The 21434-nt window shown below is 40.1% G+C and carries 24 protein-coding genes and 2 pseudogenes; 13 read left to right on the top strand and 13 right to left on the bottom strand.

Going from position 1 to position 21434, the window contains the following annotated elements:
* Positions 1-11: 11 nt before the first annotated feature.
* Positions 12-1385, bottom strand: coding sequence for a dipeptidase (locus tag M3175_RS11835; protein WP_251519175.1), 1374 nt, complete (start codon positions 1383-1385; stop codon positions 12-14).
* A 183-nt stretch (positions 1386-1568) separates the two neighbouring features.
* Here M3175_RS11835 and M3175_RS11840 point away from each other — a divergent pair, with 183 nt between their 5' ends.
* Positions 1569-2009, top strand: a complete 441-nt coding sequence (locus M3175_RS11840) for a peptidylprolyl isomerase (RefSeq protein WP_160546005.1) — start codon at positions 1569-1571, stop codon at positions 2007-2009.
* Between the two features lie 99 nt (positions 2010-2108).
* Entirely contained in the window at positions 2109-2660 is a 552-nt protein-coding gene (mscL, locus tag M3175_RS11845; RefSeq protein WP_285852248.1) for a large conductance mechanosensitive channel protein MscL, read from the top strand.
* Between the two features lie 24 nt (positions 2661-2684).
* Here mscL and M3175_RS11850 read toward each other — a convergent pair whose 3' ends face one another.
* The 7 genes and pseudogenes from M3175_RS11850 to M3175_RS11880 all read right to left on the bottom strand — a co-directional run.
* Positions 2685-3332, bottom strand: a complete 648-nt coding sequence (locus tag M3175_RS11850; RefSeq protein ID WP_251519176.1) for a glycoside hydrolase family 25 domain-containing protein — start codon at positions 3330-3332, stop codon at positions 2685-2687.
* Positions 3333-3430: 98 nt separating this feature from the next.
* Positions 3431-4021: a class D sortase, LPxTATN-specific gene (gene srtD / locus M3175_RS11855; protein ID WP_251519177.1), complete on the bottom strand. Its 591-nt coding sequence runs from the start codon at positions 4019-4021 to the stop codon at positions 3431-3433.
* A gap of 3 nt (positions 4022-4024) precedes the next feature.
* Entirely contained in the window at positions 4025-4825 is an 801-nt protein-coding gene (locus tag M3175_RS11860; RefSeq protein ID WP_251519178.1) for a processed acidic surface protein, read from the bottom strand.
* Positions 4826-4973: 148 nt separating this feature from the next.
* Positions 4974-6593 carry a PhnE/PtxC family ABC transporter permease gene (locus tag M3175_RS11865; RefSeq protein ID WP_251519179.1) on the bottom strand — a complete coding sequence of 540 codons (1620 nt, stop codon included), beginning with the start codon at positions 6591-6593 and terminating at the stop codon, positions 4974-4976.
* Complete coding sequence (locus tag M3175_RS11870; protein ID WP_251519180.1) at positions 6590-7348, bottom strand: phosphonate ABC transporter ATP-binding protein; 759 nt, start codon at positions 7346-7348, stop codon at positions 6590-6592. Before M3175_RS11870 ends, M3175_RS11865 begins: the two co-directional genes overlap by 4 nt.
* Before the next feature lie 10 nt (positions 7349-7358).
* Positions 7359-8246 carry a putative selenate ABC transporter substrate-binding protein gene (locus M3175_RS11875; protein ID WP_251519181.1) on the bottom strand — a complete coding sequence of 296 codons (888 nt, stop codon included), beginning with the start codon at positions 8244-8246 and terminating at the stop codon, positions 7359-7361.
* Positions 8247-8287: 41 nt separating this feature from the next.
* Positions 8288-8483 (bottom strand): annotated as a pseudogene (locus M3175_RS11880) (ABC transporter ATP-binding protein); the annotation flags it as partial.
* A 269-nt stretch (positions 8484-8752) separates the two neighbouring features.
* Here M3175_RS11880 and M3175_RS11885 point away from each other — a divergent pair.
* Both M3175_RS11885 and M3175_RS11890 read left to right on the top strand, forming a co-directional pair.
* Positions 8753-9955: a glycine C-acetyltransferase gene (locus M3175_RS11885; RefSeq protein WP_251519182.1), complete on the top strand. Its 1203-nt coding sequence runs from the start codon at positions 8753-8755 to the stop codon at positions 9953-9955.
* A 13-nt stretch (positions 9956-9968) separates the two neighbouring features.
* The gene (locus M3175_RS11890) at positions 9969-10916 is read left to right on the top strand and encodes an L-threonine 3-dehydrogenase (RefSeq protein ID WP_251519184.1); all 948 of its coding nucleotides are present in this window, start codon (positions 9969-9971) and stop codon (positions 10914-10916) included.
* Positions 10917-10954: 38 nt separating this feature from the next.
* On the opposite strand, the gene M3175_RS11895 is transcribed toward M3175_RS11890, so the two are convergent.
* Positions 10955-11248 (bottom strand): hypothetical protein, encoded by a 294-nt coding sequence (locus M3175_RS11895; RefSeq protein WP_251519185.1) that lies wholly within the window; start codon positions 11246-11248, stop codon positions 10955-10957.
* Positions 11249-11362: 114 nt separating this feature from the next.
* Entirely contained in the window at positions 11363-12400 is a 1038-nt protein-coding gene (selD, locus tag M3175_RS11900) for a selenide, water dikinase SelD (RefSeq protein WP_251519186.1), read from the bottom strand.
* A 238-nt stretch (positions 12401-12638) separates the two neighbouring features.
* Between selD and M3175_RS25155 the strand changes: the two are divergent.
* A pseudogene (locus M3175_RS25155) lies at positions 12639-12821 on the top strand (Rdx family protein); the annotation flags it as partial.
* Between the two features lie 57 nt (positions 12822-12878).
* Here M3175_RS25155 and M3175_RS11905 read toward each other — a convergent pair.
* Entirely contained in the window at positions 12879-13250 is a 372-nt protein-coding gene (locus tag M3175_RS11905; protein ID WP_251519187.1) for an Hsp20/alpha crystallin family protein, read from the bottom strand.
* Between the two features lie 109 nt (positions 13251-13359).
* On the opposite strand from M3175_RS11905, the gene selA reads away from it, so the two are divergent.
* A complete protein-coding gene (gene selA / locus M3175_RS11910) occupies positions 13360-14790 on the top strand; it encodes an L-seryl-tRNA(Sec) selenium transferase (protein WP_251519188.1) in 1431 nt (476 codons plus the stop codon).
* Positions 14791-14816: 26 nt separating this feature from the next.
* Here selA and M3175_RS11915 read toward each other — a convergent pair whose 3' ends face one another.
* Positions 14817-14963: a small acid-soluble spore protein P gene (locus M3175_RS11915; protein WP_119708486.1), complete on the bottom strand. Its 147-nt coding sequence runs from the start codon at positions 14961-14963 to the stop codon at positions 14817-14819.
* A 110-nt stretch (positions 14964-15073) separates the two neighbouring features.
* Between M3175_RS11915 and M3175_RS11920 the strand changes: the two genes are divergently transcribed.
* Positions 15074-15334 (top strand): hypothetical protein, encoded by a 261-nt coding sequence (locus M3175_RS11920; protein WP_251519189.1) that lies wholly within the window; start codon positions 15074-15076, stop codon positions 15332-15334.
* Between the two features lie 41 nt (positions 15335-15375).
* Here M3175_RS11920 and sspO read toward each other — a convergent pair whose 3' ends face one another.
* On the bottom strand, positions 15376-15525 hold the full coding sequence (gene sspO / locus M3175_RS11925) for a small acid-soluble spore protein SspO (RefSeq protein WP_251519190.1): 150 nt from the start codon (positions 15523-15525) through the stop codon (positions 15376-15378).
* Positions 15526-15879: 354 nt separating this feature from the next.
* Here sspO and acnA point away from each other — a divergent pair, with 354 nt between their 5' ends.
* From acnA to tlp, 6 genes are all read left to right on the top strand, one after another.
* Positions 15880-18588: an aconitate hydratase AcnA gene (gene acnA, locus M3175_RS11930; RefSeq protein WP_251519191.1), complete on the top strand. Its 2709-nt coding sequence runs from the start codon at positions 15880-15882 to the stop codon at positions 18586-18588.
* Between the two features lie 115 nt (positions 18589-18703).
* Positions 18704-19753, top strand: a complete 1050-nt coding sequence (gene mtnA, locus M3175_RS11935) for an S-methyl-5-thioribose-1-phosphate isomerase (protein ID WP_251519192.1) — start codon at positions 18704-18706, stop codon at positions 19751-19753.
* Between the two features lie 270 nt (positions 19754-20023).
* Positions 20024-20530, top strand: a complete 507-nt coding sequence (locus tag M3175_RS11940; RefSeq protein WP_251519193.1) for a peroxiredoxin family protein — start codon at positions 20024-20026, stop codon at positions 20528-20530.
* Between the two features lie 129 nt (positions 20531-20659).
* On the top strand, positions 20660-20791 hold the full coding sequence (locus M3175_RS11945) for an FbpB family small basic protein (RefSeq protein ID WP_066049346.1): 132 nt from the start codon (positions 20660-20662) through the stop codon (positions 20789-20791).
* Between the two features lie 65 nt (positions 20792-20856).
* Complete coding sequence (locus tag M3175_RS11950; RefSeq protein WP_119708493.1) at positions 20857-21000, top strand: acid-soluble spore protein N; 144 nt, start codon at positions 20857-20859, stop codon at positions 20998-21000.
* Between the two features lie 144 nt (positions 21001-21144).
* The gene (gene tlp, locus M3175_RS11955; protein WP_251519194.1) at positions 21145-21381 is read left to right on the top strand and encodes a small acid-soluble spore protein Tlp; all 237 of its coding nucleotides are present in this window, start codon (positions 21145-21147) and stop codon (positions 21379-21381) included.
* Positions 21382-21434: the final 53 nt, after the last annotated feature.

Here is a 21434-nt window from a genome sequence, read left to right on the forward strand (position 1 = left end):
TTTTCTATTGTTTATAACGAATCTGCAAGCTCGTACCAGTACGTACAAAGTGTCTCAAGCCCTTTATCAAAGTTCTCAAGATGGAAATGTTCGTTTGGAGCGTGGAAGTTTTCCGTTGATAAACCAAAGCCCATCAATACAACTGGTAACCCTAATAATTGATCAAAAGCGGCTACGATTGGGATGGAACCCCCTCCACGAGTGTAAGAAGTAGGTACCTTGTAAATAGCTTCGTATGCTCTGCCAGCTGCTTGGATGGCCGGATGATCAAGAGGAGTCACATACGGATGACCTTGATCAAACAGGGAAACATTCACCATTACGCCAGCAGGTACATTTGCGTATATATGCTTGGTTAGAAGATCTGCAATTTCAGCTGGATCTTGATTTGGAACCAATCGACAAGTAATTTTTGCAGAGGCCTTAGCAGGAATAACCGTCTTAATGCCATCTCCCTGAAAGCCCCCGTAAATGCCGTTCACTTCTAAAGTGGGTCGTACGTATGTACGTTCTCGGGCAGTAAACCCAGGTTCTCCATGCAGTTCAGAAACACCCAACTGTTCCTTTAATTCCACGTCTATGTCCCCTAGTGCAGCAAATGCTTCTCGTTCTTCTTGTGTAATCTCTTGAACAGAATCATAAAAGCCATCGACTAACACTTTTCCGTCAGGACTGTGGAAAGAATTCACAATCTCCACTAGTGCATGAATCGAATTTTGTACTGCACCTCCGTAAAGTCCAGAATGAAGATCGCTATTTGCACCAGTTACATCGATCTGAAGTCCGCATAAACCGCGTAGTCCATAACAAATCGCAGGCTTTCCAGGTCCTTGCATACCGGTGTCTGAAATCACAATCACATCAGCCGCCAACAGCTCCTTATTCTCTTCAACAAACTGAGGAAGAGTAGGACTTCCAATTTCTTCTTCCCCTTCTATACAAAACTTGAAATTGACAGGAAGGCTACCCGTTGTACGTAAGATCGCTTCCACTGCTTTTATGTGCATAAACACCTGGCCTTTATCATCGCTAGCTCCTCGGGCGTAGATTTTATTATGACGAATATCGGCTTCAAATGGGGGAGTATCCCAAAGTTCAAGCGGATCAACCGGCTGAACATCATAATGTCCGTATACGAGTATGGTTGGCTTACCTTCTTGGTTAATCCAATCACCATACACAACAGGATGGCCGTTTGTTTCATACACTCGTACGTTTTCCATACCAGCATCCCTAAGTGCTTTTGCTGTCCATTTTGCTGCTTCTTTCACATCATTTTTATGCTCAGGAAGGGAGCTAATACTGGGTATAGCCAAATACTCGGTAAGCTCTTCTAAGTGTTTGCTACGGTTCGCTGATAAATATTGAAAAATCTCTTTGTTCATCACTCATTCTCCTTTAATTAAAACAGTTCTTATTAGTATTTCGATAGACGAAACGAAAAATCCTTTTAATAATAGTATGGGATTTTGGGACGTCGTAGAAATAAACATTGTAATGTTTGTTTTTTCTACTAAAGTAGTGATATGATATAAACTGATTTTACATAAGAAGGAGATGTTCTCACAATGGCTAAAAAAGGATATATAGCAATGGAGAATGGGGAAAAAGTAGAATTTGACTTATTCCCGAACGAAGCACCTGGTACAGTTGAAAACTTTGAAAAATTAGCTAACGAAGGCTTCTACGATGGAGTTACTTTCCACCGTGTTATCCCTGGTTTCGTAAGCCAAGGGGGAGACCCAACTGGAACAGGAGCAGGCGGCCCTGGTTATTCTATCAAATGTGAAACAGTAGGAAACCCTCACAAGCATGAGGAAGGCAGCCTTTCTATGGCACACGCTGGGAAAGATACAGGCGGAAGTCAATTCTTTATCGTTCACGAGCCACAACCTCACTTAAACGGAGTGCACACTGTTTTCGGTAAAGTAACTTCAGGAATTAGTGCTGTAAAAGCGATGAGAAATGGTGACACAATGAAAGAAGTTCGCGTATTTGACGCTGAATAATACAAAGGAAGAGTCCATATTGGGCTCTTTTTTTTGTTGGACTGACAAGTGGAAATGAGGCTAAGGGATAACGAATGAACCCCAACCCTTTTTCATATATTGGTACAAGCGTGCAAGAGGGAGGGAAGGACCATACGTTTTTTAAAGAATTTTAAAGAGTTCGCAACTAGAGGGACAGTCGTTGAGATGGCGATTGGGGTCATTGTTGGAACAGCGTTTGTTAAAATGGTAGATTCATTTGTGAAGGATATTATTACACCTCCGCTTGGCCTTATTCTAGGGAGAGTCAATTTCACAAACATGTACTTCTCCCTGACAGGAAAGAGCTATACGACTTTAGCTGAAGCGAAAGAAGCCGGGGCGATTACCATAAACTATGGCGTATTTATCGGAACCATTATTGATTTTGCGATCATTTCATTCGCTACTTATTTTGTTCTTTTGCAGATAGGCCGTATAAAAAATGCACCTGTTGTTAGCATCCCAGTAAAGGAATGTCCATTTTGTTTATCTAATATTCCAGCAATGGCAGTACGTTGCCCACAGTGTACCTCTCAATTAACAATCGGTGGGGAAGAGGAGATCGGGGAACAAGACAATGATACCCGAGTAAAGATTCATTTTCGGCAAAACAAAAAGCGCTTGAGCTAACCATTCTCAAGTGCTTTTCCAGCATTACCAAAGCAATTCATATAGGCGGCTATTAAATAAATTTGTATCAATCGCACATTGTTGTGCGTCTCGGCCATATTGCCAGCCCCATACATTGGCCTTACACGGCGGCTTTTTCGGACGGAAGTTAGGAGCACTTCTTGCTCTAGTCGGACCAGGTTCGGGCTCTGCACTCCACAATATCAGCTGATTAGCCACTTTATTATCTTTAGCGACAGCGGCACAATACGCTTTGTTAAATTCTCCATGAACTGGATCGTGATATAAGCCAGCTTTGTAACCGCTCGGGTACATCGCGTCTACAAAACCTCTAATCCATTCTTCATCTACTTTAAAAAACTTTTCTATATTACCAAAAACCACTTTCCCTTTAGGAATACTTAATCGTCTTGCATGATAAATCGCATTTTGCGCCACAACTTTTCCTTCCCTGTATCCAACTGCTTCACGAAAATTGCTTAAGATCGGCAACAGCTTAATGCCTCTATTACGAATAAAACGGACTTCTTCTCTCGTGAGCCCAGCCACTTTTCCAGGGATGGTTGCTAAATATCTTCCCCAATAGGAGGGCTTCCCAAATCCCTTTTCCACACAACTATACAGATCCTCCGTTACTTCTGCAGCAGAGTCTACACCCCAATAATAAGCCAATGGCCATTCTCCCTTCAACTTATGTTAACTTTAGATTATATCGGGAGAATCTTGTCCTCATTCCAAAAAAGCGCAATTACCTAGGATGATTCCAGTAATCACGCGCGCTGTTTATTAATGAGCTTGGCACTAATAATATACCGCTCAGGTGCATTGCCTAAAAAATAGAAGGGGTAACAGGTTGTCACCGTTAAAGTTGCCCTTGGCTTTGGTGTCATAACCGTAGCGTCGTCTGATTTTACAATACGAATACGATCGATTTTATAGGTGAAAGTTCCTTCCATTGTTGTAACAATTAGTTCGTCGTCTTCCTTCAGATGACGCAAACCCCTAAATACAGTGTCTCGATGACCAGAAAGAATCGTATTATTTTCTTCACCGGGCAAAGCACTTCGAATATAATGACCGACTCCCGTACGCAAGACTTCTTTTCCGGTACCCTCATAAATAGGAAATAATTGCTCTAATCGAGGAATATACAGTTCACCAAACTTCTCGCCGATAGATGGTTTTACTTCATACTTAGGCCACAGCTTGTCAGAAAGAACTTCTGCCAGTTGAACCGAAGAAGATGGCTCCATTTTAACCTGTTGGACGGAGGAGATTCCTTGTAAATAGTAATATGTATTGACAGCAGTAAGACTAACTCCTACAAGGAGCAAGCCTGCTGCTAGTATTTTTATCTTCATTTATTATTTTATTGTGGAGATTGTTTTCTTTCGTATCAAGAAAAGACCAATGCCAGAGAAAGCTAGAATGAGACCAAGAAGGATTCCTGTTCCATAAAAGCTAGCCGTATCAGGGAGCTGTGCGACTAGTTCCCCCACATCTGCGACTTTTTCAAAAGCACTCAAAACAAAATCTCCTGATATCATAGCATTTGTTAGCTCAACATCTGCGAGTAACTCGCCACTTGAACTATGCAATTGTACAAGGAGGGCGTTACTTGTAAATTCATTGGCCTGTAATAGCTCTACATATGATATCACCGTTTGCTCTCCAGTAGTGTCGACTAAATAGAAGGTAGGAACTAACTGCATGGCATCCATCATCTTCGTAAACAGGGAAGAGAGCTCTTCTTTTTCAGCATCTGTAAACTCTGAGTCAGAAGCCAACATTATTTCCTCAATTCTCGTATCGATTGCTACCATTTGTTTCTGCATTTCATCCGAATCGATTTTCTCGAGGTGTGCAAACAGTTGATCAGCTTCTTCCTCTGTGATGCCGATCGATGCTAGAAATTCTTCGAGATCCTTTAATACAGAGAGATGATTTAAATAAAAATCCACCGCATCTGCTAATTCTTGCTTTGACTCATGTTCCTCAACCGTTGTACCGTATTCTGCCAAAATCACATCAAGTTCTTCTCTGGATAAATCATAGTCTGTTAATATTTCATTAACCTCCGTATCCGTCACAGCAGCATGGGCAATCGGAAGGCCCAATTGCAAAAAAATAAGACCGAAGAAGATAAGCGCACTTATTTTTCTCACTATACTAATCCTCCATTTCGAAAGTATCGATAATGGTATTGTTTGTAAATTTATGAAAAAACATACTCGATTTTCCTAATGAATGTTATTGTTTGCTATTTTTGGAACAAAAAAGAGCACCTCATAGAAAGAGGTGCTCAAGTTTGTATTATTTGGCCGCCTTACGCGAAAGCTCAGATAAAAAGTCCGCTAACCAAACAAGTAATAAATAACAAAGAATAATCAGCGTAATGTCTGAATAATGGAAATAACTCATGCTAAGCTTAAACTGCTGACCAAGCCCTCCTGCACCAACAAAACCTACAACAATCGTTGTTCTCATAATCACTTCCCAACGATAAAGGATAAAGCTTAAAAACTTCGGAAGCACGGAGGGAAGGACACCATATAACAAGATTTGTGCGTGACTCGCTCCTGAAGAGGAGAGATGCCGTATGGGTCTTTCATCAAGATCTTCAATAACCTCAGCACATAGCTTTCCAAGTATACCAAAATTATGAAGGGCCAGTGCAACAGCACCCGGAAGGATACCTGGTTGAAAAATAAAAATAATCATCATGGCCCAAATCAGTTCTGGTACCGCTCTACTCAAAATATAGGACGCTCGAATGAGAAGGAAAGATACCCTATGAAAAGGGGAACGATTCATCGTTAATTTTCCATTTGCTACATTACGGGCAGCAGGGACAACCGTAATCAACATGACAATGGTGGCTATTCCTATAGCAATAATACTCATCATCAGCGTATCATAAGACAGCTGCAGAATGTGAAGCCAGCTCTTGGCTGAAAAAAAGGCAGGAGTCTCCTCACCAATCCCAAGTAAACTTAGAAAAAATTTTTTCGCATATTGACCGTTTTCGTCTGTAAACAAAGTGAAAAACGAGGCATGTTCTCTTATATACAAATACATCCATGATCCAATCACTAATGCAAAAGATACGAAAAATGATAGCAGGGAAAAGCGTGACGAGGGTTTCGTTAGACGAGAACGCCATTGACTGCTCCATCCGTCTATAACCATCACAATGGCCATCAAAAATAATACAAAAGTCCAAACTTCTTCGTAATTTAAATCATCCAATGAAAGCTGAATCTGATACCCCAGTCCCCCTAAACCAACAAAGCTCATGACTGCAGAGGAACGAACCGCACATTCAAATCGGTACATGGTATAAGAAATCATATTTGCTTTTACAAGCGGAAAGTATCCGTAAAATAATAGTTGCCACTTAGACGCACCCGTTGACAGCAAAGCTTGAATCGGTTCCTTTTCTACATCTGACAGCATATCGGCAAAGATTCTCCCAAGTATTCCTCCATAAGGAATAGCAATAGCCAAAATAGCAGAGTAAGGGGTTAAACCGAAAGCAGCTACAAACAACAACGCCCAAACTAGCTCATGAATAGCACGAAGGAAACCAAGAAATGCTCGAAAAAAGCTTTTACTCAATGTAGAAAAAGGCTTCTGAGAGCTTTGTAATACACCGGAAGCCAGAACCCCAAAAACAACCGCAATGACGATGGCAATGGTCATTCCAGCCACCGCATAAGTAATCGTCACCCATGCAGAATCAAGGGCGAGAAGAAGAATGTCAGGAGAAAGATCAGGTTGTATCATCGCCTCCATAATCTGGAGGAAGGTTGTACCTCCACCAGGGTGAAGAAGCGGCTCCTTCCAATCAATCACACGTAAGCTCCATAAAAATACAAGAACTAAAATAAAAGTGAGAATGTTTTTTTGTTGAAATCGAAGACTCTGTTTCATTCCCTCGTCTCCCTCAGTTTATATAAATCTTTAAGGTGACGATCGGTTAATTGGTCAACAGGAAGATCGAAAATCATTCCACCTTCTCTTAGGCCAATCACTCTAGTAAAGTATTTTTTTGCATAGTCAACTGAATGAAGACTCGTAATCAGTGTTTGTTTTTCTTCTTGAACAAGCTTTGTTAATATGTCTAATACATCTTCTGCTCGAGCCGGATCGAGCGACGCCACTGGTTCATCTGCTAATATCACTTCAGGCTGTTGCACGAGCAATCTAGCTAATGCCACACGCTGCTGCTCACCACCAGACAATGAACCCGTTTGCTCAGAAATTTTGTGAACTAATCCTACTCGTGAAAGTGCGTATTCAGCGATTTCCTTCTCTTGAGGAATCACTAGCGAAAGAAGAGATTTGAACAAACTCCAGTCCGCTAGTTTCCCAGCTAAGACGTTATGTACAACAGGGAGAGCATTCACTAAATCGAACTGTTGACGAATCACACCAATTTTTTTGGCACGTACTTTGCGATTACGATAAAAAGAGGGAGGTTGCCCATCAATCCTTATTGTTCCCGTTCCGCTGACATTTGACAAAGATAGCACATTTAAAAGCGTGCTTTTTCCCGCACCACTCGGGCCAATTAAGGCAATTCGTTCACCCTTTTTAATCAATAAAGAAAGGGAAGATAAGGCTATCTTCCCGTCAAAAGAGACTGATACATCTTTTAATTCGATGATGTTTTGACTGGTCTCCACATCTACACCTCTATTTAATAATACCAATTTGTTTTGCCACTTTTTCGATGGCTTTGTAGTTTTCATTTTTTGTTTCAATAAACTTATCCGTTTGGAAAAGGTCCAAAATCGTTTGCTGTTCGTTACCCATGGAGAGAAGAGCATCTGTTATTTTTTCCTTTACGTCGGAATCGTATCCTTCAAGTGTATTAACTGTCCAGTGATAATCATAGTAAGCTGGGGTTGTATAAAATACATCCACCTTGCTGGTATCGACTTTTCCTTCTGCTACAGCTGCTTCCCAAACCGCTTCGTTTAGTGCACCCGTTTGGTAAGCACCTGATTCTACAAGCTTATAAGTTTTGTCGTGAGAACCAGAGTAAGATGGTTTGCCGTTGAAATCTTGATCAGCATCTATTCCTTCTTCCATTAAATAATATCGAGGCATTAAATGTCCAGAAGTTGAGCTTTCACTACCAAACGTAAAGCTTTTTCCCTTCAAATCACTTAACGATGTTAATCCAAGCTCCTTTTGAGCGATAAAAACTGAGTGAAATTCTTCGTCACGAGGTCTTTGAGCTATGGCTTCCGCGTCAGGGACCAAGCTTCTTGCTTGAACACCCGTTAAGCCACCAAACCAAGCTAGTTGGATTTCTCCGCGCTCAAATGCTGTAACGAGTGCAGCATAGTCTACGGATGGTACATATTCAACCTCTAAACCTGTTTCAGCAGAAAGGTAATCTGCCACTTCACCCATGCTGCGGCTTAAAACCGAAATATCTTGGTCAGGAATCGCACCAATCTTAAGTGTTTGTTTCGTAGGTTCATTTTGTTCCTCGGTTTCTTGCTTTTCCTCAGCACATCCACTTAGGAGACCGAGTAGAAGTACAAATGCTAGAAACGATATTAACTTTTTCAATTTTATTTCCCCCTATCATTATTAATTGCCTTTTATGTAGAGTAAAAGCCACCAGCATCTAGTTTGTCTTGGATTTCTCCCATTTTTCCAAGTAGAACTTTTAGCTCTTCAGGAGAGCATCCGCCATTTGAGCAGTTAATTCATTAATTCCTGCTCCTGTTCGAATAATGGAAGGAACGCATCACTAAGCACATCACGAATCGTTCTACCTGCTCTTAAAATCGTATGCTGATTCAAATTTTAAGTAATCATAAAAAACCTCATTTTCTAATCATACTAAAATTTTAAGTTTTACACTACTGATTTATTGTAATAGGAATACTTTATCAATTCCGCGTCAGTAACTCACACGAAATTTGTCCACACACTATGCACAACGTATTAAAATATGCTAAAGTAATTACTATAAAAACCTTTATTTTTCAACGTTTTAACTACATAACAACTGTCTTTTTCCAGTGGACAGTTGTTTATTCCGAAACAACATTGCAAGGGGGATGAATGGAATGTCAAGTAAGAAATTAGCCAAGTTTTTAACTGAAAATCTCGAAGATCTAAAGGGGAAGGGTCTTTATAACGTCATCGACCCACTAGAAAGTGCGAACGGTCCAATGATTACAATCAACGGGAAAGAGCTAGTGAACCTTTCTTCTAATAACTATCTGGGACTCGCAACCGATTCTCGTCTAAAAGAAGCAGCAACAAAAGCCATCCAACAGTATGGAGTAGGAGCAGGTGCTGTACGAACAATCAATGGAACGTTAAAGCTTCACTTAGAGCTTGAGGAGAAATTAGCTCAATTTAAGCAAACTGAAGCTGCCATTGCCTATCAGTCCGGTTTTAATTGTAATATGGCTGCCATCTCAGGAATTATGGATAAAAACGATGCGATTCTTTCGGACGAATTAAACCATGCTTCCATTATCGATGGCTGCCGCTTATCACGAGCAAAAATCATTCGTTACAATCATTCAGACATGGATGATCTTCGTGCTAAGGCAAAGGATGCGACAGAGTCAGGACTATACAATAAAGTAATGGTCATTACGGACGGGGTATTTTCCATGGATGGTGATATTGCCAAGCTTCCTGAAATTGTTCAAATAGCAGAAGAGTATGATTTAATCACCTACGTAGATGATGCGCACGGTTCTGGCGTACTTGGGAAGGGTGCAGGAACGGTTAAGCACTTCGGATTATCCGACAAAGTAGATCTACAAATTGGAACTTTATCAAAAGCCATTGGAGTGGTCGGTGGCTATGTTGCAGGGAAACAAGATTTAATTGACTGGTTGAAGGTTCGCAGTAGACCGTTTTTATTCTCCACCTCTTTAACTCCGGCAGATGTGGCTGCAAGTATTCGTGCCATCGAGTTGTTAACGGAAAGCTCGGAACTGAACGAAAAGCTTTGGGAAAATGCCAATTATTTAAAAGCTGGCCTTGTCAAAATAGGCTTTAATATCGGTGACAGTGAAACACCCATTACTCCATGCATTATTGGTGAAGAAGTAAAAACTCAACAGTTTAGCAAGCGCCTTTATGAAGAAGGTGTGTATGCCAAATCGATTGTCTTTCCAACCGTACCAAGAGGGACAGGAAGAGTAAGAAATATGCCTTCCGCAGCTCATACAAAGGAGATGCTAGACGAAGCGCTTGTCATCTATGAAAGAGTTGGAAAAGAACTAGGAATCATCTCAGAGGAAGCATAATTGGAGGAGAACCATGAAACGCATTTTAATAACGGGGGCATTAGGGCAAATCGGTTCAGAGTTAACCGTTAAGTTAAGAGAATTGTACGGTGCTGATAATGTGGTGGCTACAGACATTCGTAAAAATGAAAGCAATGCGGCTTTAGGTGGACCTTTTGAGGTTTTAGACGTGACAGACGGAACTAGAATGCTTGATGTTGCGAAGAAGCACAAAACAGATACCGTTATTCATATGGCCGCCCTTCTTTCAGCAACAGCAGAAGCAAATCCTGTGTTTGCTTGGAATTTAAATATGGGTGGCTTAATGAATGCTTTAGAAACCGCTCGCGAGACCAAAAGTCAGTTTTTCACTCCGAGTTCAATTGGAGCTTTTGGCCCAACGACTCCGAAAGTAAATACCCCTCAAGACACCATACACCGTCCAACCACGATGTACGGGGTAAATAAGGTCGCGGGTGAGCTGCTTTCTGATTACTATTATCATCGCTACGGAGTTGATACGAGAGGACTCCGTTTCCCTGGATTAATTTCTTACGTAACCGCACCAGGCGGAGGAACGACTGATTACGCAGTAGAAATTTATTACAAGGCTCTTAAGTTTGGACAGTATACCTCTTATATTAAAGAGGGAACGTATATGGATATGATGTATATGCCAGATGCTTTAAATGCCATTGTTGATTTAATGGAGGCGGATTCATCCCAACTTATTCATCGAAATTCCTTTAATGTGACAGCAATGAGCTTTGCACCTGAAGAAATTGCGGCTGAAATTAAAAAGCATATTCCACATTTCACGATGAAATACGATGTAGACCCCATTCGACAAGGAATTGCTGACAGCTGGCCGGATTCGATTGATTGTACCGCTGCCAAGGAAGAATGGGGATTTAAAGCGAATTTTAATTTAGAGACAATGACCATCGACATGCTCAATAAATTAAGAAAGAAAATGATATAGAGTGGGGAAGGGGCTAACCTTGATGGTAGCCCCCTTTTTTATCTATTATGGCAATACACAACTAATACATCTTTCACGGTGTTAGCATCATTGGTTTGAATATAATAGTGATCGCCATCTAACTGTCCAGAAAATTCTTTGATGCCTTGCTGCTTTAAAAAATCATCCACATCCTCAATCGAATCCGATTGATTTAATAACGTCTTATATCCAACAAAATCGTTATTCACATAGATTTCAAAACGATCATCCTGTAACTTTCCATCAGTAAAATCTGCAGAAGGGAGGAAATTCCCTCCAACAATTTGCGACTGTATATTTGAATCTGTCATAGTAGCTCCCCCAATCTTATCTATATAAACGTAGCATCTCCGTCTTTCCTTAGCTTATCGATGGTAGTTATACACAAAAAAGCAGTGAAGGTAGAATTCACTGCTTTTTCAATACTATTTTACATAAATAAGCTTGTCATTCTTTTCAACTACTCGACCAATGATGGTATATCTTGTATCAAGTGAGACAAATTTCTTCGCATCTTCCAGTGGTAGGGCAATCAAAAGTCCACCCGATGTAATGGCATCACAAAGGACGAGCTGTTGCTGTATGCTTATGTCAGTTCCATATTCAATATCTTTTTCAAGCCACTTGTGATTGGACTTAGAACCTCCAGGAACAATCCCTTTCTCAGCGAGTTCATATGTGCCATCAAGAACGGGTACTCGATCTAAATCAATCTCAAAACTAACATCACTTCCACGAGCCATTTCACTCGCATGACCAAGTAAGCCAAAACCTGTCACATCTGTTACAGCGTGAGGAGTGAAATCCTTCAACCGTTCACAAGCCTGCTTGTTCAACTCTGCCATAAGTAGGGTAACTGTTTCCTCTTGTTCCTTTGAAACAGCAGCCCGTTTAATTCCAGTAGTCATAATGCCCACACCAATTGGTTTCGTCAAGACAAGCACGTCACCAGGAATTGCACCAATATTTTTCCAAATTTTATTCGGTTCAACGATTCCTGTCACTGAAAGTCCAAACTTCGGCTCTTGATCATCAATAGAGTGACCTCCGATCGTTAAAGCACCAGCCTCAACAACCTTATCACTCGCACCTTTTAAGATCTCAGATAAAATTTCAGCTCCCAGCTTTTTGACAGGGTATCCAACAATATTTAATGCCGTTTTCGGTGTTCCACCCATAGCGTACACGTCACTCAACGCATTAGCTGCTGCAATTTGACCAAACATATATGGGTCATCAACAATTGGTGTAAAATAATCAATTGTTTGAATGATGGCTAAAGAATCGGTTAACTGGTACACACCTGCATCGTCAGACGTTTCATGTCCCACTAATAGCTCCGGTGTTCTTTTTTGTTCAGGTAAAAGGCGCAAAACTTGCGCTAAGTCCTCAGGACCAATTTTACAGCCTCAACCAGCCTTTGTAGAAAGGGAAGTTAATCGTACTTTTTCTAACTCACTCATCATCACTCACCTCCAAAAAATAGTATACAACCTATACGGAGGAAAATCACTTTTTTGGTAGTTTCTCAATCGGACATTTTAGAATTACATGACCTTGCGAAAACTAGTAACGCTGTAATAAAATAGGATTATCACAAAGAAATGAAAGTTTTGTGAAATCTTTCTGCTGAAAATGGAGGAAGCTACGATGTCTTTTGAGGTAAAAATTGAATTTTGCATGATGTGAAACTACGCACCAAAAGCCGCGAGTTTCGCGGAAGACCTGTTTAATCATTTTCGTAAGGACATTACGAAACTAGAGCTCATACCTGCTTCAGGTGGTGTTTTCGAAGTTACGGTAAATGGAGAAAAGATGTATTCTAAAGCTGAAACGGGCGTTTTCCCAAAAAGCCCAGACATTATCGCAAAAATGGAAAGCTAAATATAGCAACAAAGCCGTCTTATCATAGACGGCTTTTCATTTTAATAAAAAGAGAGGCTACCTCTTTATCTCTATTAAACGATCTACCGGTGCTAACGTTTTTTCCTTATCAATAGAAATCTCTAGTACTTGATCAATTTTGTACGCAATAACCTCATGTTCTCTCACATCAAATGGCCAATCCACCTTTCTTAATCGTACCTTCCCATCACAATTGACAGAAATAACAACCGTATTCTCCTGGAGGGTAACGGTTGTTTCAGTGGATTGTTCAGGAATATCTGCTTCGATAATAAACTGTGTCCCTGATTCAAATATATCTAAGCGAAAAGCAGTTTCGTCCAATAAATTTGTAAGCGGGTCCAAAAATAAGTTTTCTAACCATTTGTCGATCGACTGGGAGCCAGAATTCTTTTTTGAAGATGTCATCGCTGTGTTCCTCTCATGTGTTTGATAACTGTTATTATCGTATGAGAATTTTTTCTAACGGTGAAACATGATATACTAAACAGGCAAAATAAGGGCTGGAGGGTTACTTTTGAAGGAGTTTGTACGATTTATACCACCGATTCACGAGCTACAAAAAGACGCTCGTTTTTCTACACTCACCCAAACATACGGAATCGACAGAAACGAAATGAGTACGATTTTAAAAAATGTCGTTAGCAGGATTCGCGAGCAATTACTATCTGGTTGCTGGGAAGGGGAATTACCGGCATCGCAACCATTTATTGATGATCTCTTTCAAAAAACAGAATATGAATTAAAACATGCATATCAATATACGATTAAAAGAGTCATTAATGCCACTGGAACCATCTTACATACAAACCTTGGCAGAGCGCGCCTTAGCCAAAATGCGATGAATCATGTGATTCAAACTGCCCAACACTACTCTAACCTCGAATACATGTTAGCAGAAGGAGAAAGAGGCTCACGGCATGCTCATGTGGAAGAGCTTATTATACGATTGACTGGTGCAGAAGCAGCAATGGTCGTAAATAACAACGCAGCTGCGGTTTTTCTTATCCTGCGTGCGCTAGCCTTTCAAAAAGAAGTGATCGTATCAAGGGGACAACTGGTTGAAATAGGAGGTTCCTTCCGTATTTCTTCTATTATGGAAGAGAGTGGGGCACAGCTCGTAGAAGTAGGAACGACCAATAAAACCCATTTGTATGATTTTGAAAATGCTGTTAGTGAAGACACTGCGATGATTATGAAGGTACATACAAGTAATTTCAAAGTGATTGGATTTACAAAGTCAGTTGAAACATCCGATTTGGTGGATTTAGCAAATCGTCAAAAGTCTGTTATTTATTACGAGGATTTAGGAAGCGGTGCACTATACGACTATAGTCAGCATGGAATAGGGGAAGAACCCGTTGTTTCTGATGTTCTAAACCAAGGGGTAGACATTGTCTCTTTTAGTGGGGATAAGCTGCTTGGTGGGCCTCAAGCAGGGATCATTGCTGGTAAAAAGATACTAATTAATCAATTGAAAAAACATCAACTTGCTCGTGTGCTGCGTGTAGATAAAATGACATTAGCAGCGCTTGAGGGGACTTTACTAGATTATAGTAAAGGGAAAGAAGCGATTCAAACCATTCCAGTGGTACGAGATTTACTTGCCACAGAAAAAGAGTTGCAAATACGAACCAATCAGTTTATCGACCAGCTATTACAACAATCTAGGGGCTATACAGTGACCAGCAAGGAGGCAATTAGCCAAGTTGGGGGAGGAACGATGCCAGACGTTGAGCTTCCTACTGTAGTTGTTCAGATCAAAAGTGAATCGATGTCCGCAGAAACACTAGCTAACCGTCTGAGAACCGAAAATACCCCTCCTATTGTAGCTCGTATTCACAAGGAAGAACTGATAGTGGATTTACGAACGGTGACAGTAGAAGAAGAGAGTATAATTATTCATGCGCTAGTTTCCATAGATAGGATGATGTCAAAAGAGCTGTAGGGAGTGACCTACAGCTCTTTAATGTTTTACATATCATGTCCCGAGTTATGCTTTTGTCTCGTATGATTACGGTTTTTCACCTTTTTTGAACCGCTTAGTGGCTCTGGTTGGCTACCGTTATTATGACCTTTTGGTGCATTTTTACGCATGTCTTTTCCGTCATTTTTGTTCATTTTCATCCCTCCTATTGATAGGATGGAATGCGCAAGATTTTTTATACCGAATATTTTTCTCGTTACCTGCACAATTTAACCTCAAGCAAATAAAGAAAGGAGAGGCTTACATGCCTTATAAAGAGGATAAACAACACGCATTTTTAGCTGCACAGCAAGGCGTAAATGAAGCGCAGGAGCTGTATCACGATATTGTTCAAGACAGTGCTAGTTATGGTCATCAGTTAAAGCACTTGAAAAAAGAAGTAAATGAAGCATATGCTCAAATAGAAAATGCACTTGAAGTGGCGTCAGAAACCCAAAGAGCGCAACTGGAAAGATTTCAACAAGATTTACAATCAATTGTCTCAGAAGTAAATATGACTGAATAACATAGAAAAGCTGACTCGAGATTGACGAGTCAGCTTTTCCACTATTGGTTTTTCTTTCTCTTTTTATTATTTTTCTTTTGCATTTCCGTTAATGGTTCGTTTGAAAATTCTTCATTATAACCAGTGCCAGCTCCCTGAGCGCTAGCCGCGTTCGTGGTTGGGATAACATGGTTTGCCTTTCTTTTTGCCATTTCTATCACCTCCACTGATATTTTCACCAAAATGATATAGATAATACCGATAAAGCTTGCAAAACTCCTAGGTAAAAATAAGGACAGTATTTTTCCACCATAGCTTTACCTCAAGCCTTTTCAGTTCAAATCATAAGTTCCACATCCATGTACTCATGATTTTAATGATACAAACCAAGGCAATAGAAAATAACATAAGTTCAACTTATCAAAAACAATAACTTTCTTGTTATTTACTTATATAAAAGGTTGTATTAAGATAATATTGAAAGAAAAGTTTGAAGAAAATTCATTTTATTCACTTTTCGACTATCAATCTATTGGTATATGAACATTGTAATGGGGGTAATTCATATGTCTAATCAAGATGTATTCCAATCCCGTAAGTCCTTTGAAATCGACGGGAAGCGCTATCACTACTATCATTTGGGAGCTTTAGAAGAAGCAGGAATTGGAAAAGTTTCTAACCTGCCATACTCTATTAAAGTATTGCTAGAGTCAGTCCTTCGTCAGTATGATGGCCGAGTTATTACAAAAGAGCATGTTGAAAACTTAGCAAAATGGGGAACAAGTGAAGTTAAAGAAGTAGATGTACCATTCAAGCCTTCACGTGTTATTCTTCAAGACTTCACTGGTGTACCAGCAGTTGTTGACTTAGCTTCTTTAAGAAAAGCAATGGCTGATCTAGGTGGAGATCCTAACAAGATTAACCCTGAAAAACCAGTTGACCTTGTAATTGACCACTCTGTACAGGTTGATAAATATGGTACAGCGGATGCACTTCAAGCCAATATGGATCTAGAATTTGAACGTAACACAGAGCGTTATCAGTTCCTAAGCTGGGCTCAAAAAGCATTTGATAACTATCGTGCAGTTCCACCAGCTACAGGTATCGTTCACCAAGTAAACCTTGAGTTCTTAGCAGGGGTAGTATTAACTACCGAAAATGCTGATGGTGAAATTGAAGCGTTCCCAGATACATTAGTTGGAACAGATTCACACACTACGATGATCAACGGTATCGGTGTTCTTGGATGGGGTGTAGGTGGTATTGAAGCAGAAGCAGGAATGCTTGGTCAGCCTTCATACTTCCCAGTTCCTGAAGTAGTTGGGGTTAAATTAATCGGAGAACTTCCAAACGGTGCAACAGCTACTGACCTTGCCCTAAAAGTAACACAAGTTCTTCGTAAGCAAGGCGTAGTTAACAAGTTCGTTGAATTCTTTGGACCAGGTGTGGTTTCTCTACCATTAGCTGACCGTGCAACGGTTGCTAATATGGCTCCTGAGTACGGAGCAACTTGTGGTTTCTTCCCAGTAGATGGAGAAGCACTAGAATATATGCGTTTAACTGGACGTTCTGAAGAGCAAATCAAGCTTGTTGAAACCTATTGCCAAGAAAATGGTTTATTCTTCGATCCAGAACTAAACCCTGTTTATACAGATGTGGTTGAAATTAATCTTGCTGACATTGAAGCGAACCTTTCTGGTCCAAAGCGTCCACAAGACTTAATTCCACTATCTCAAATGAAAAAAGAATTCAACCAAGCGATTACTGCGCCACAAGGGAACCAAGGCTTCGGTTTAACAGAGTCTGAAAAAGACAAAGAAGTAACTGTTACTTTCGACAATGGCGACACGACTGTTATGAAGACGGGCGCTGTGGCAATCGCGGCAATTACGAGCTGTACAAATACTTCTAACCCATACGTATTAGTTGGGGCTGGCTTAGTGGCGAAAAAAGCAGTTGAGCTTGGGATGGAAGTACCTAAATTCGTTAAAACATCTTTAGCACCTGGATCAAAGGTTGTAACAGGTTATCTTTCAGATTCTGGCTTACTTCCTTATCTTGATCAATTAGGCTTTAACCTAGTAGGGTACGGATGTACAACATGTATCGGTAACTCTGGACCACTTAAGGATGAAATCGAAAAAGCAGTGGCAGAAAATGACCTTCTCATCACATCAGTTCTTTCTGGTAACCGTAACTTTGAAGGACGTATTCACCCATTGGTTAAAGGTAACTACTTAGCTTCACCACCACTAGTTGTTGCATATGCTCTTGCTGGTACAGTAGATATCGACCTTCAAAACGAGGCGATTGGAAAAGATCGTAACGGAAACGATGTATTCTTTAAAGACATTTGGCCAACTACTGCAGAAGTAAATGAAGTAGTAAAACAAACCGTTACACCTGAACTATTCAGAAGAGAGTATGAAAATGTGTTTGATGACAATGCTCGTTGGAACGAAATCCAAACTAGCAATGACTCTTTATATACGTTCGATAATACTTCAACATATATTCAAAACCCACCGTTCTTCGAAGGCTTAAAGCCAGATCCAGAAGAAGTTAAACCTTTAGCTGGATTAAAGGTAGTTGCAAAGTTTGGAGACTCTGTAACAACAGACCATATTTCTCCTGCTGGTGCTATCGGTAAAAACACACCTGCTGGAAAATATCTTCTTGAAAACGGAGTAGAAATTCGTGATTTCAACTCTTACGGATCTCGTCGTGGTAACCACGAAGTAATGATGCGCGGAACATTCGCAAACATCCGTATCCGTAACCAAGTGGCTCCTGGTACAGAAGGTGGATTTACAACTTACTGGCCAACTGGCGAAGTAACATCTATCTACGATGCATGTATGAAGTATAAGCAAGATGGAACAGGCCTAATTGTTCTAGCAGGTAAGGACTATGGAATGGGTTCTTCACGTGACTGGGCAGCAAAAGGTACAAACCTTCTTGGAATCAAAACGGTTTTAGCTGAGAGCTTTGAGCGTATTCACCGTTCAAATCTTGTATTAATGGGTGTTCTTCCACTTCAATTCAAGGATGGAGAAAACGCTGATACACTTGGCCTAACTGGTAAAGAAACCATCGACGTTCAAGTGGATGAAAATGTAAGACCACGTGACCTATTAAAGGTTACGGCTACTGCTGAAGACGGAAGCAAGAAAGAATTCGAAGTTCTTGTTCGTTTTGACTCAGAAGTAGAAATTGATTACTACCGTCACGGTGGTATCCTACCGATGGTATTACGTGACAAATTACAAAACTAATATAAAGGACCGTACAGCAATGGCTGTGCGGTTTTTTTATAAAAAATAGTTGCTCAAATACAGAATATTGTTAAAATAAAATAGCAACCAATTACAACAATATGAGGAGCAAAAGATGACAACTAACTTTATTCAATCCGTTACTTTTGACGACCAAGGTCGATTGCATATTCTTGATCAAACGAAACTACCACATATTACTGAATTTATTGAAATTCAAACCGTAGAAGACACGTGGGATGCCATTAAACAACTAAAAGTTAGAGGTGCACCGGCGATCGGTATCGCAGCCGCATACGGACTCGTATTAGCGGTAAAGGATGCACCAGAAGACAGCTTTGATTCTTTTTATCAAGTATTTAAAAAGCATCTTGACTATTTAGCTTCATCTAGACCAACGGCAGTAAATCTATTCTGGGCATTGAATCGTTTGGACGAGCTTGTGAAGCAACAGCAAACTCAGCCAATCAGTGACATCAAAGCCTCTTTAACTAGAGAAGCACATGAAATCCGCAATGAGGATGAAGAACTATGTCGTGCGATCGGCGAGCATGCCTTAACTCTACTTGAGGATGGAATGACGGTTCTTACACACTGTAATGCTGGTGGAATAGCAACAGCGAAATATGGTACAGCCCTTGCACCAATCTACTTAGCTAAAGAAAAAGGGATGAATATTAAAGTATTCGCAGATGAAACTAGACCGCTTCTTCAAGGAGCACGATTAACTACCTGGGAATTGATGCAAGCTGGAGTAGACGTAACCCTAATTGCTGATAATATGGCAGCAATGGTCATGAAAAAGGGAATGGTTCAAGCGGTTATAGTCGGATGTGACCGTGTGGCGGCCAACGGTGATGCAGCTAATAAAATTGGAACATATGGAGTGGCTTTGTTAGCAAAAGCTCACAATATTCCTTTTTATGTTGCTGCACCAACGCCAACGATTGATATAGATACGCCAACTGGAGAGGATATTCCGATTGAAGAACGTGGTTCAGAAGAGATCACTCAAGCATTCGGAATTGAAACCGCTCCACAAGGCGTGAATGTATTTAATCCAGCATTTGACGTAACACCACATAATCTCATCACGGCAATAATTACCGAAAAAGGTGTCATTAAAGGGAATTATAGTGAGGAATTAAAGAAATTATTTAATTAGTTTGGAAGAGAGAGCTCATGTAGCTCTCTTTTTTCATACTAGTCAGGGTATAAAAGTAGTAAATAAAGAAGCAAGGAGTTACTGATGGAACAATGGTTTTAGGTCCCTTACTTATTCCATACAAATGGCTGTATTTCTTATTAGCGGGTATAACTACATATTTTACGGTAAAAATTACTTTAAGAGAGAACAAGTTTTTCTTCAAGATGTTTATGGATCCACACGCTTTTTGCAATATTTTAAAATCAATCATTTACATGGAGGGACATCATGCTTAAAAAAGTAACGTTAGCGGTCTTCCTATTCTCCTTTATGACCATGACTATTCCTCATACGATGGCGGAAGCAGCGCCAGACAATCTCCCAGGTTTACGGGTAGGGGAAAAAGCTCCTGATTTTGAACTAAAGACCCTCGACGGAAGAACGGTTAAGTTATCAGATTATCGTGGAAAAAAAGTAATCCTCAACTTTTGGGCAACTTGGTGTCCTCCTTGCAAAGCAGAAATGCCTGATATTCAAAAGTTCTACAATGAAGCTGATGACAACGTAGAAATATTAGCGGTGAATATTGACCCTCAATACGATGTAAAGAAGTTTGTTCGTGAAGCCAATGTCACATTTCCCGTTTTATTAGACAGTAATGATGAAGTAAATACACTGTATAAAATTCTCACCATTCCCACTACTTATTTTATCGATGGTGAAGGAATCATACGTAGCAAGCATTTAAGTGTCATGACCATCGAGATCATTCGTGAGCATATCAAAAACATGTAATCTGCCTTTTAAAAGGCAGATTTTTTTGCAAAGGCTTGCACTTTATTAAATTTTCAAAAAGTTGTAATAATTTCATGCACTACCGGGCATAATGACTGTTATAATAGTGATAAGGATGGTGAATACGTCATGAGAAAACCGAGAAAACGCTCTTTTGAGGAACTAGTAGCTGAAAACAAACTTCAGTTATTACGCGATAGAGAAGCTTTAGATAAAATTGAAGCAAAGCTTGAGGAAAAAAGACTAGGTAAAGCAGAATAAGGCAAGGATTCCCTTACATGATTCTCTTTTAAAAAGCTGATACTTTTTAAAGAGGAGGGATAGTGATGGGAAATCCAAAAAGAAATTCCAAACCTTTTGTTCCAAGTCACCTAGGAACTCAACCACGTGGGTTCAGTGGCAACAATGGAAAAAAAATGAATGATACATCAGGCAAACATGCACAAGTCATTCAAACCAAAGGCGAATAATTTATGATAAACCCGTCAATTAGACGGGTTTTATTTTTGTTTTAAAAAATATAGAAACACCATTCGTTTCCTCTTTTATTTCTGATTTAAAAAGGCAAACCTATCTTTGTAACGCACTCTATATAATTGAAGGAGGAATTAACCATGGTCAAAAACAAACCAAATCCTGATGATAGAAGCGATAATGTAGAAAACATTCAATCGATTATTGTTCACACAATAGAGAATATGCAAGAAGCTGAAGCGGCTATGGAACATAGCAACTCAAAAGATGTTGCTGAAATTGAAGCAAAGAACGAAAGACGAAGAGAAGCACTTGATGCCCTACGTTCTGAAGTGAAGGAAGAAGCACGAGCTAGACAGGATGGGTATACTGAGTAATAAGGCAAAGAGGCTGTATACGCAGCCTCTTTCTTCATGCATTGAGATAAATA

Origin of the sequence: Robertmurraya korlensis, assembly GCF_023715225.1 — a bacterium.
GTDB lineage: Bacteria > Bacillota > Bacilli > Bacillales > Cytobacillaceae > Robertmurraya_A.

Bases quoted from the DNA above. Each gene is read 5' to 3' on its own strand.
- M3175_RS11840 (WP_160546005.1), top strand. From the start codon at position 1,569: ATGGCTAAAAAAGGATATATAGCAATGGAGAATGGGGAAAAAGTAGAA.
- M3175_RS11835 (WP_251519175.1), bottom strand. From the start codon at position 1,385: ATGAACAAAGAGATTTTTCAATATTTATCAGCGAACCGTAGCAAACAC.
- M3175_RS11890 (WP_251519184.1), top strand. From the start codon at position 9,969: ATGAAACGCATTTTAATAACGGGGGCATTAGGGCAAATCGGTTCAGAG.
- tlp (WP_251519194.1), top strand. From the start codon at position 21,145: ATGGTCAAAAACAAACCAAATCCTGATGATAGAAGCGATAATGTAGAA.
- acnA (WP_251519191.1), top strand. From the start codon at position 15,880: ATGTCTAATCAAGATGTATTCCAATCCCGTAAGTCCTTTGAAATCGAC.
- srtD (WP_251519177.1), bottom strand. From the start codon at position 4,021: ATGAAGATAAAAATACTAGCAGCAGGCTTGCTCCTTGTAGGAGTTAGT.
- M3175_RS11915 (WP_119708486.1), bottom strand. From the start codon at position 14,963: ATGAACAAAAATGACGGAAAAGACATGCGTAAAAATGCACCAAAAGGT.
- M3175_RS11905 (WP_251519187.1), bottom strand. From the start codon at position 13,250: ATGACATCTTCAAAAAAGAATTCTGGCTCCCAGTCGATCGACAAATGG.
- M3175_RS11945 (WP_066049346.1), top strand. From the start codon at position 20,660: ATGAGAAAACCGAGAAAACGCTCTTTTGAGGAACTAGTAGCTGAAAAC.
- M3175_RS11940 (WP_251519193.1), top strand. From the start codon at position 20,024: ATGCTTAAAAAAGTAACGTTAGCGGTCTTCCTATTCTCCTTTATGACC.
- M3175_RS11950 (WP_119708493.1), top strand. From the start codon at position 20,857: ATGGGAAATCCAAAAAGAAATTCCAAACCTTTTGTTCCAAGTCACCTA.
- mtnA (WP_251519192.1), top strand. From the start codon at position 18,704: ATGACAACTAACTTTATTCAATCCGTTACTTTTGACGACCAAGGTCGA.
- M3175_RS11895 (WP_251519185.1), bottom strand. From the start codon at position 11,248: ATGACAGATTCAAATATACAGTCGCAAATTGTTGGAGGGAATTTCCTC.
- sspO (WP_251519190.1), bottom strand. From the start codon at position 15,525: ATGGCAAAAAGAAAGGCAAACCATGTTATCCCAACCACGAACGCGGCT.
- M3175_RS11865 (WP_251519179.1), bottom strand. From the start codon at position 6,593: ATGAAACAGAGTCTTCGATTTCAACAAAAAAACATTCTCACTTTTATT.
- M3175_RS11920 (WP_251519189.1), top strand. From the start codon at position 15,074: ATGCCTTATAAAGAGGATAAACAACACGCATTTTTAGCTGCACAGCAA.
- M3175_RS11885 (WP_251519182.1), top strand. From the start codon at position 8,753: ATGTCAAGTAAGAAATTAGCCAAGTTTTTAACTGAAAATCTCGAAGAT.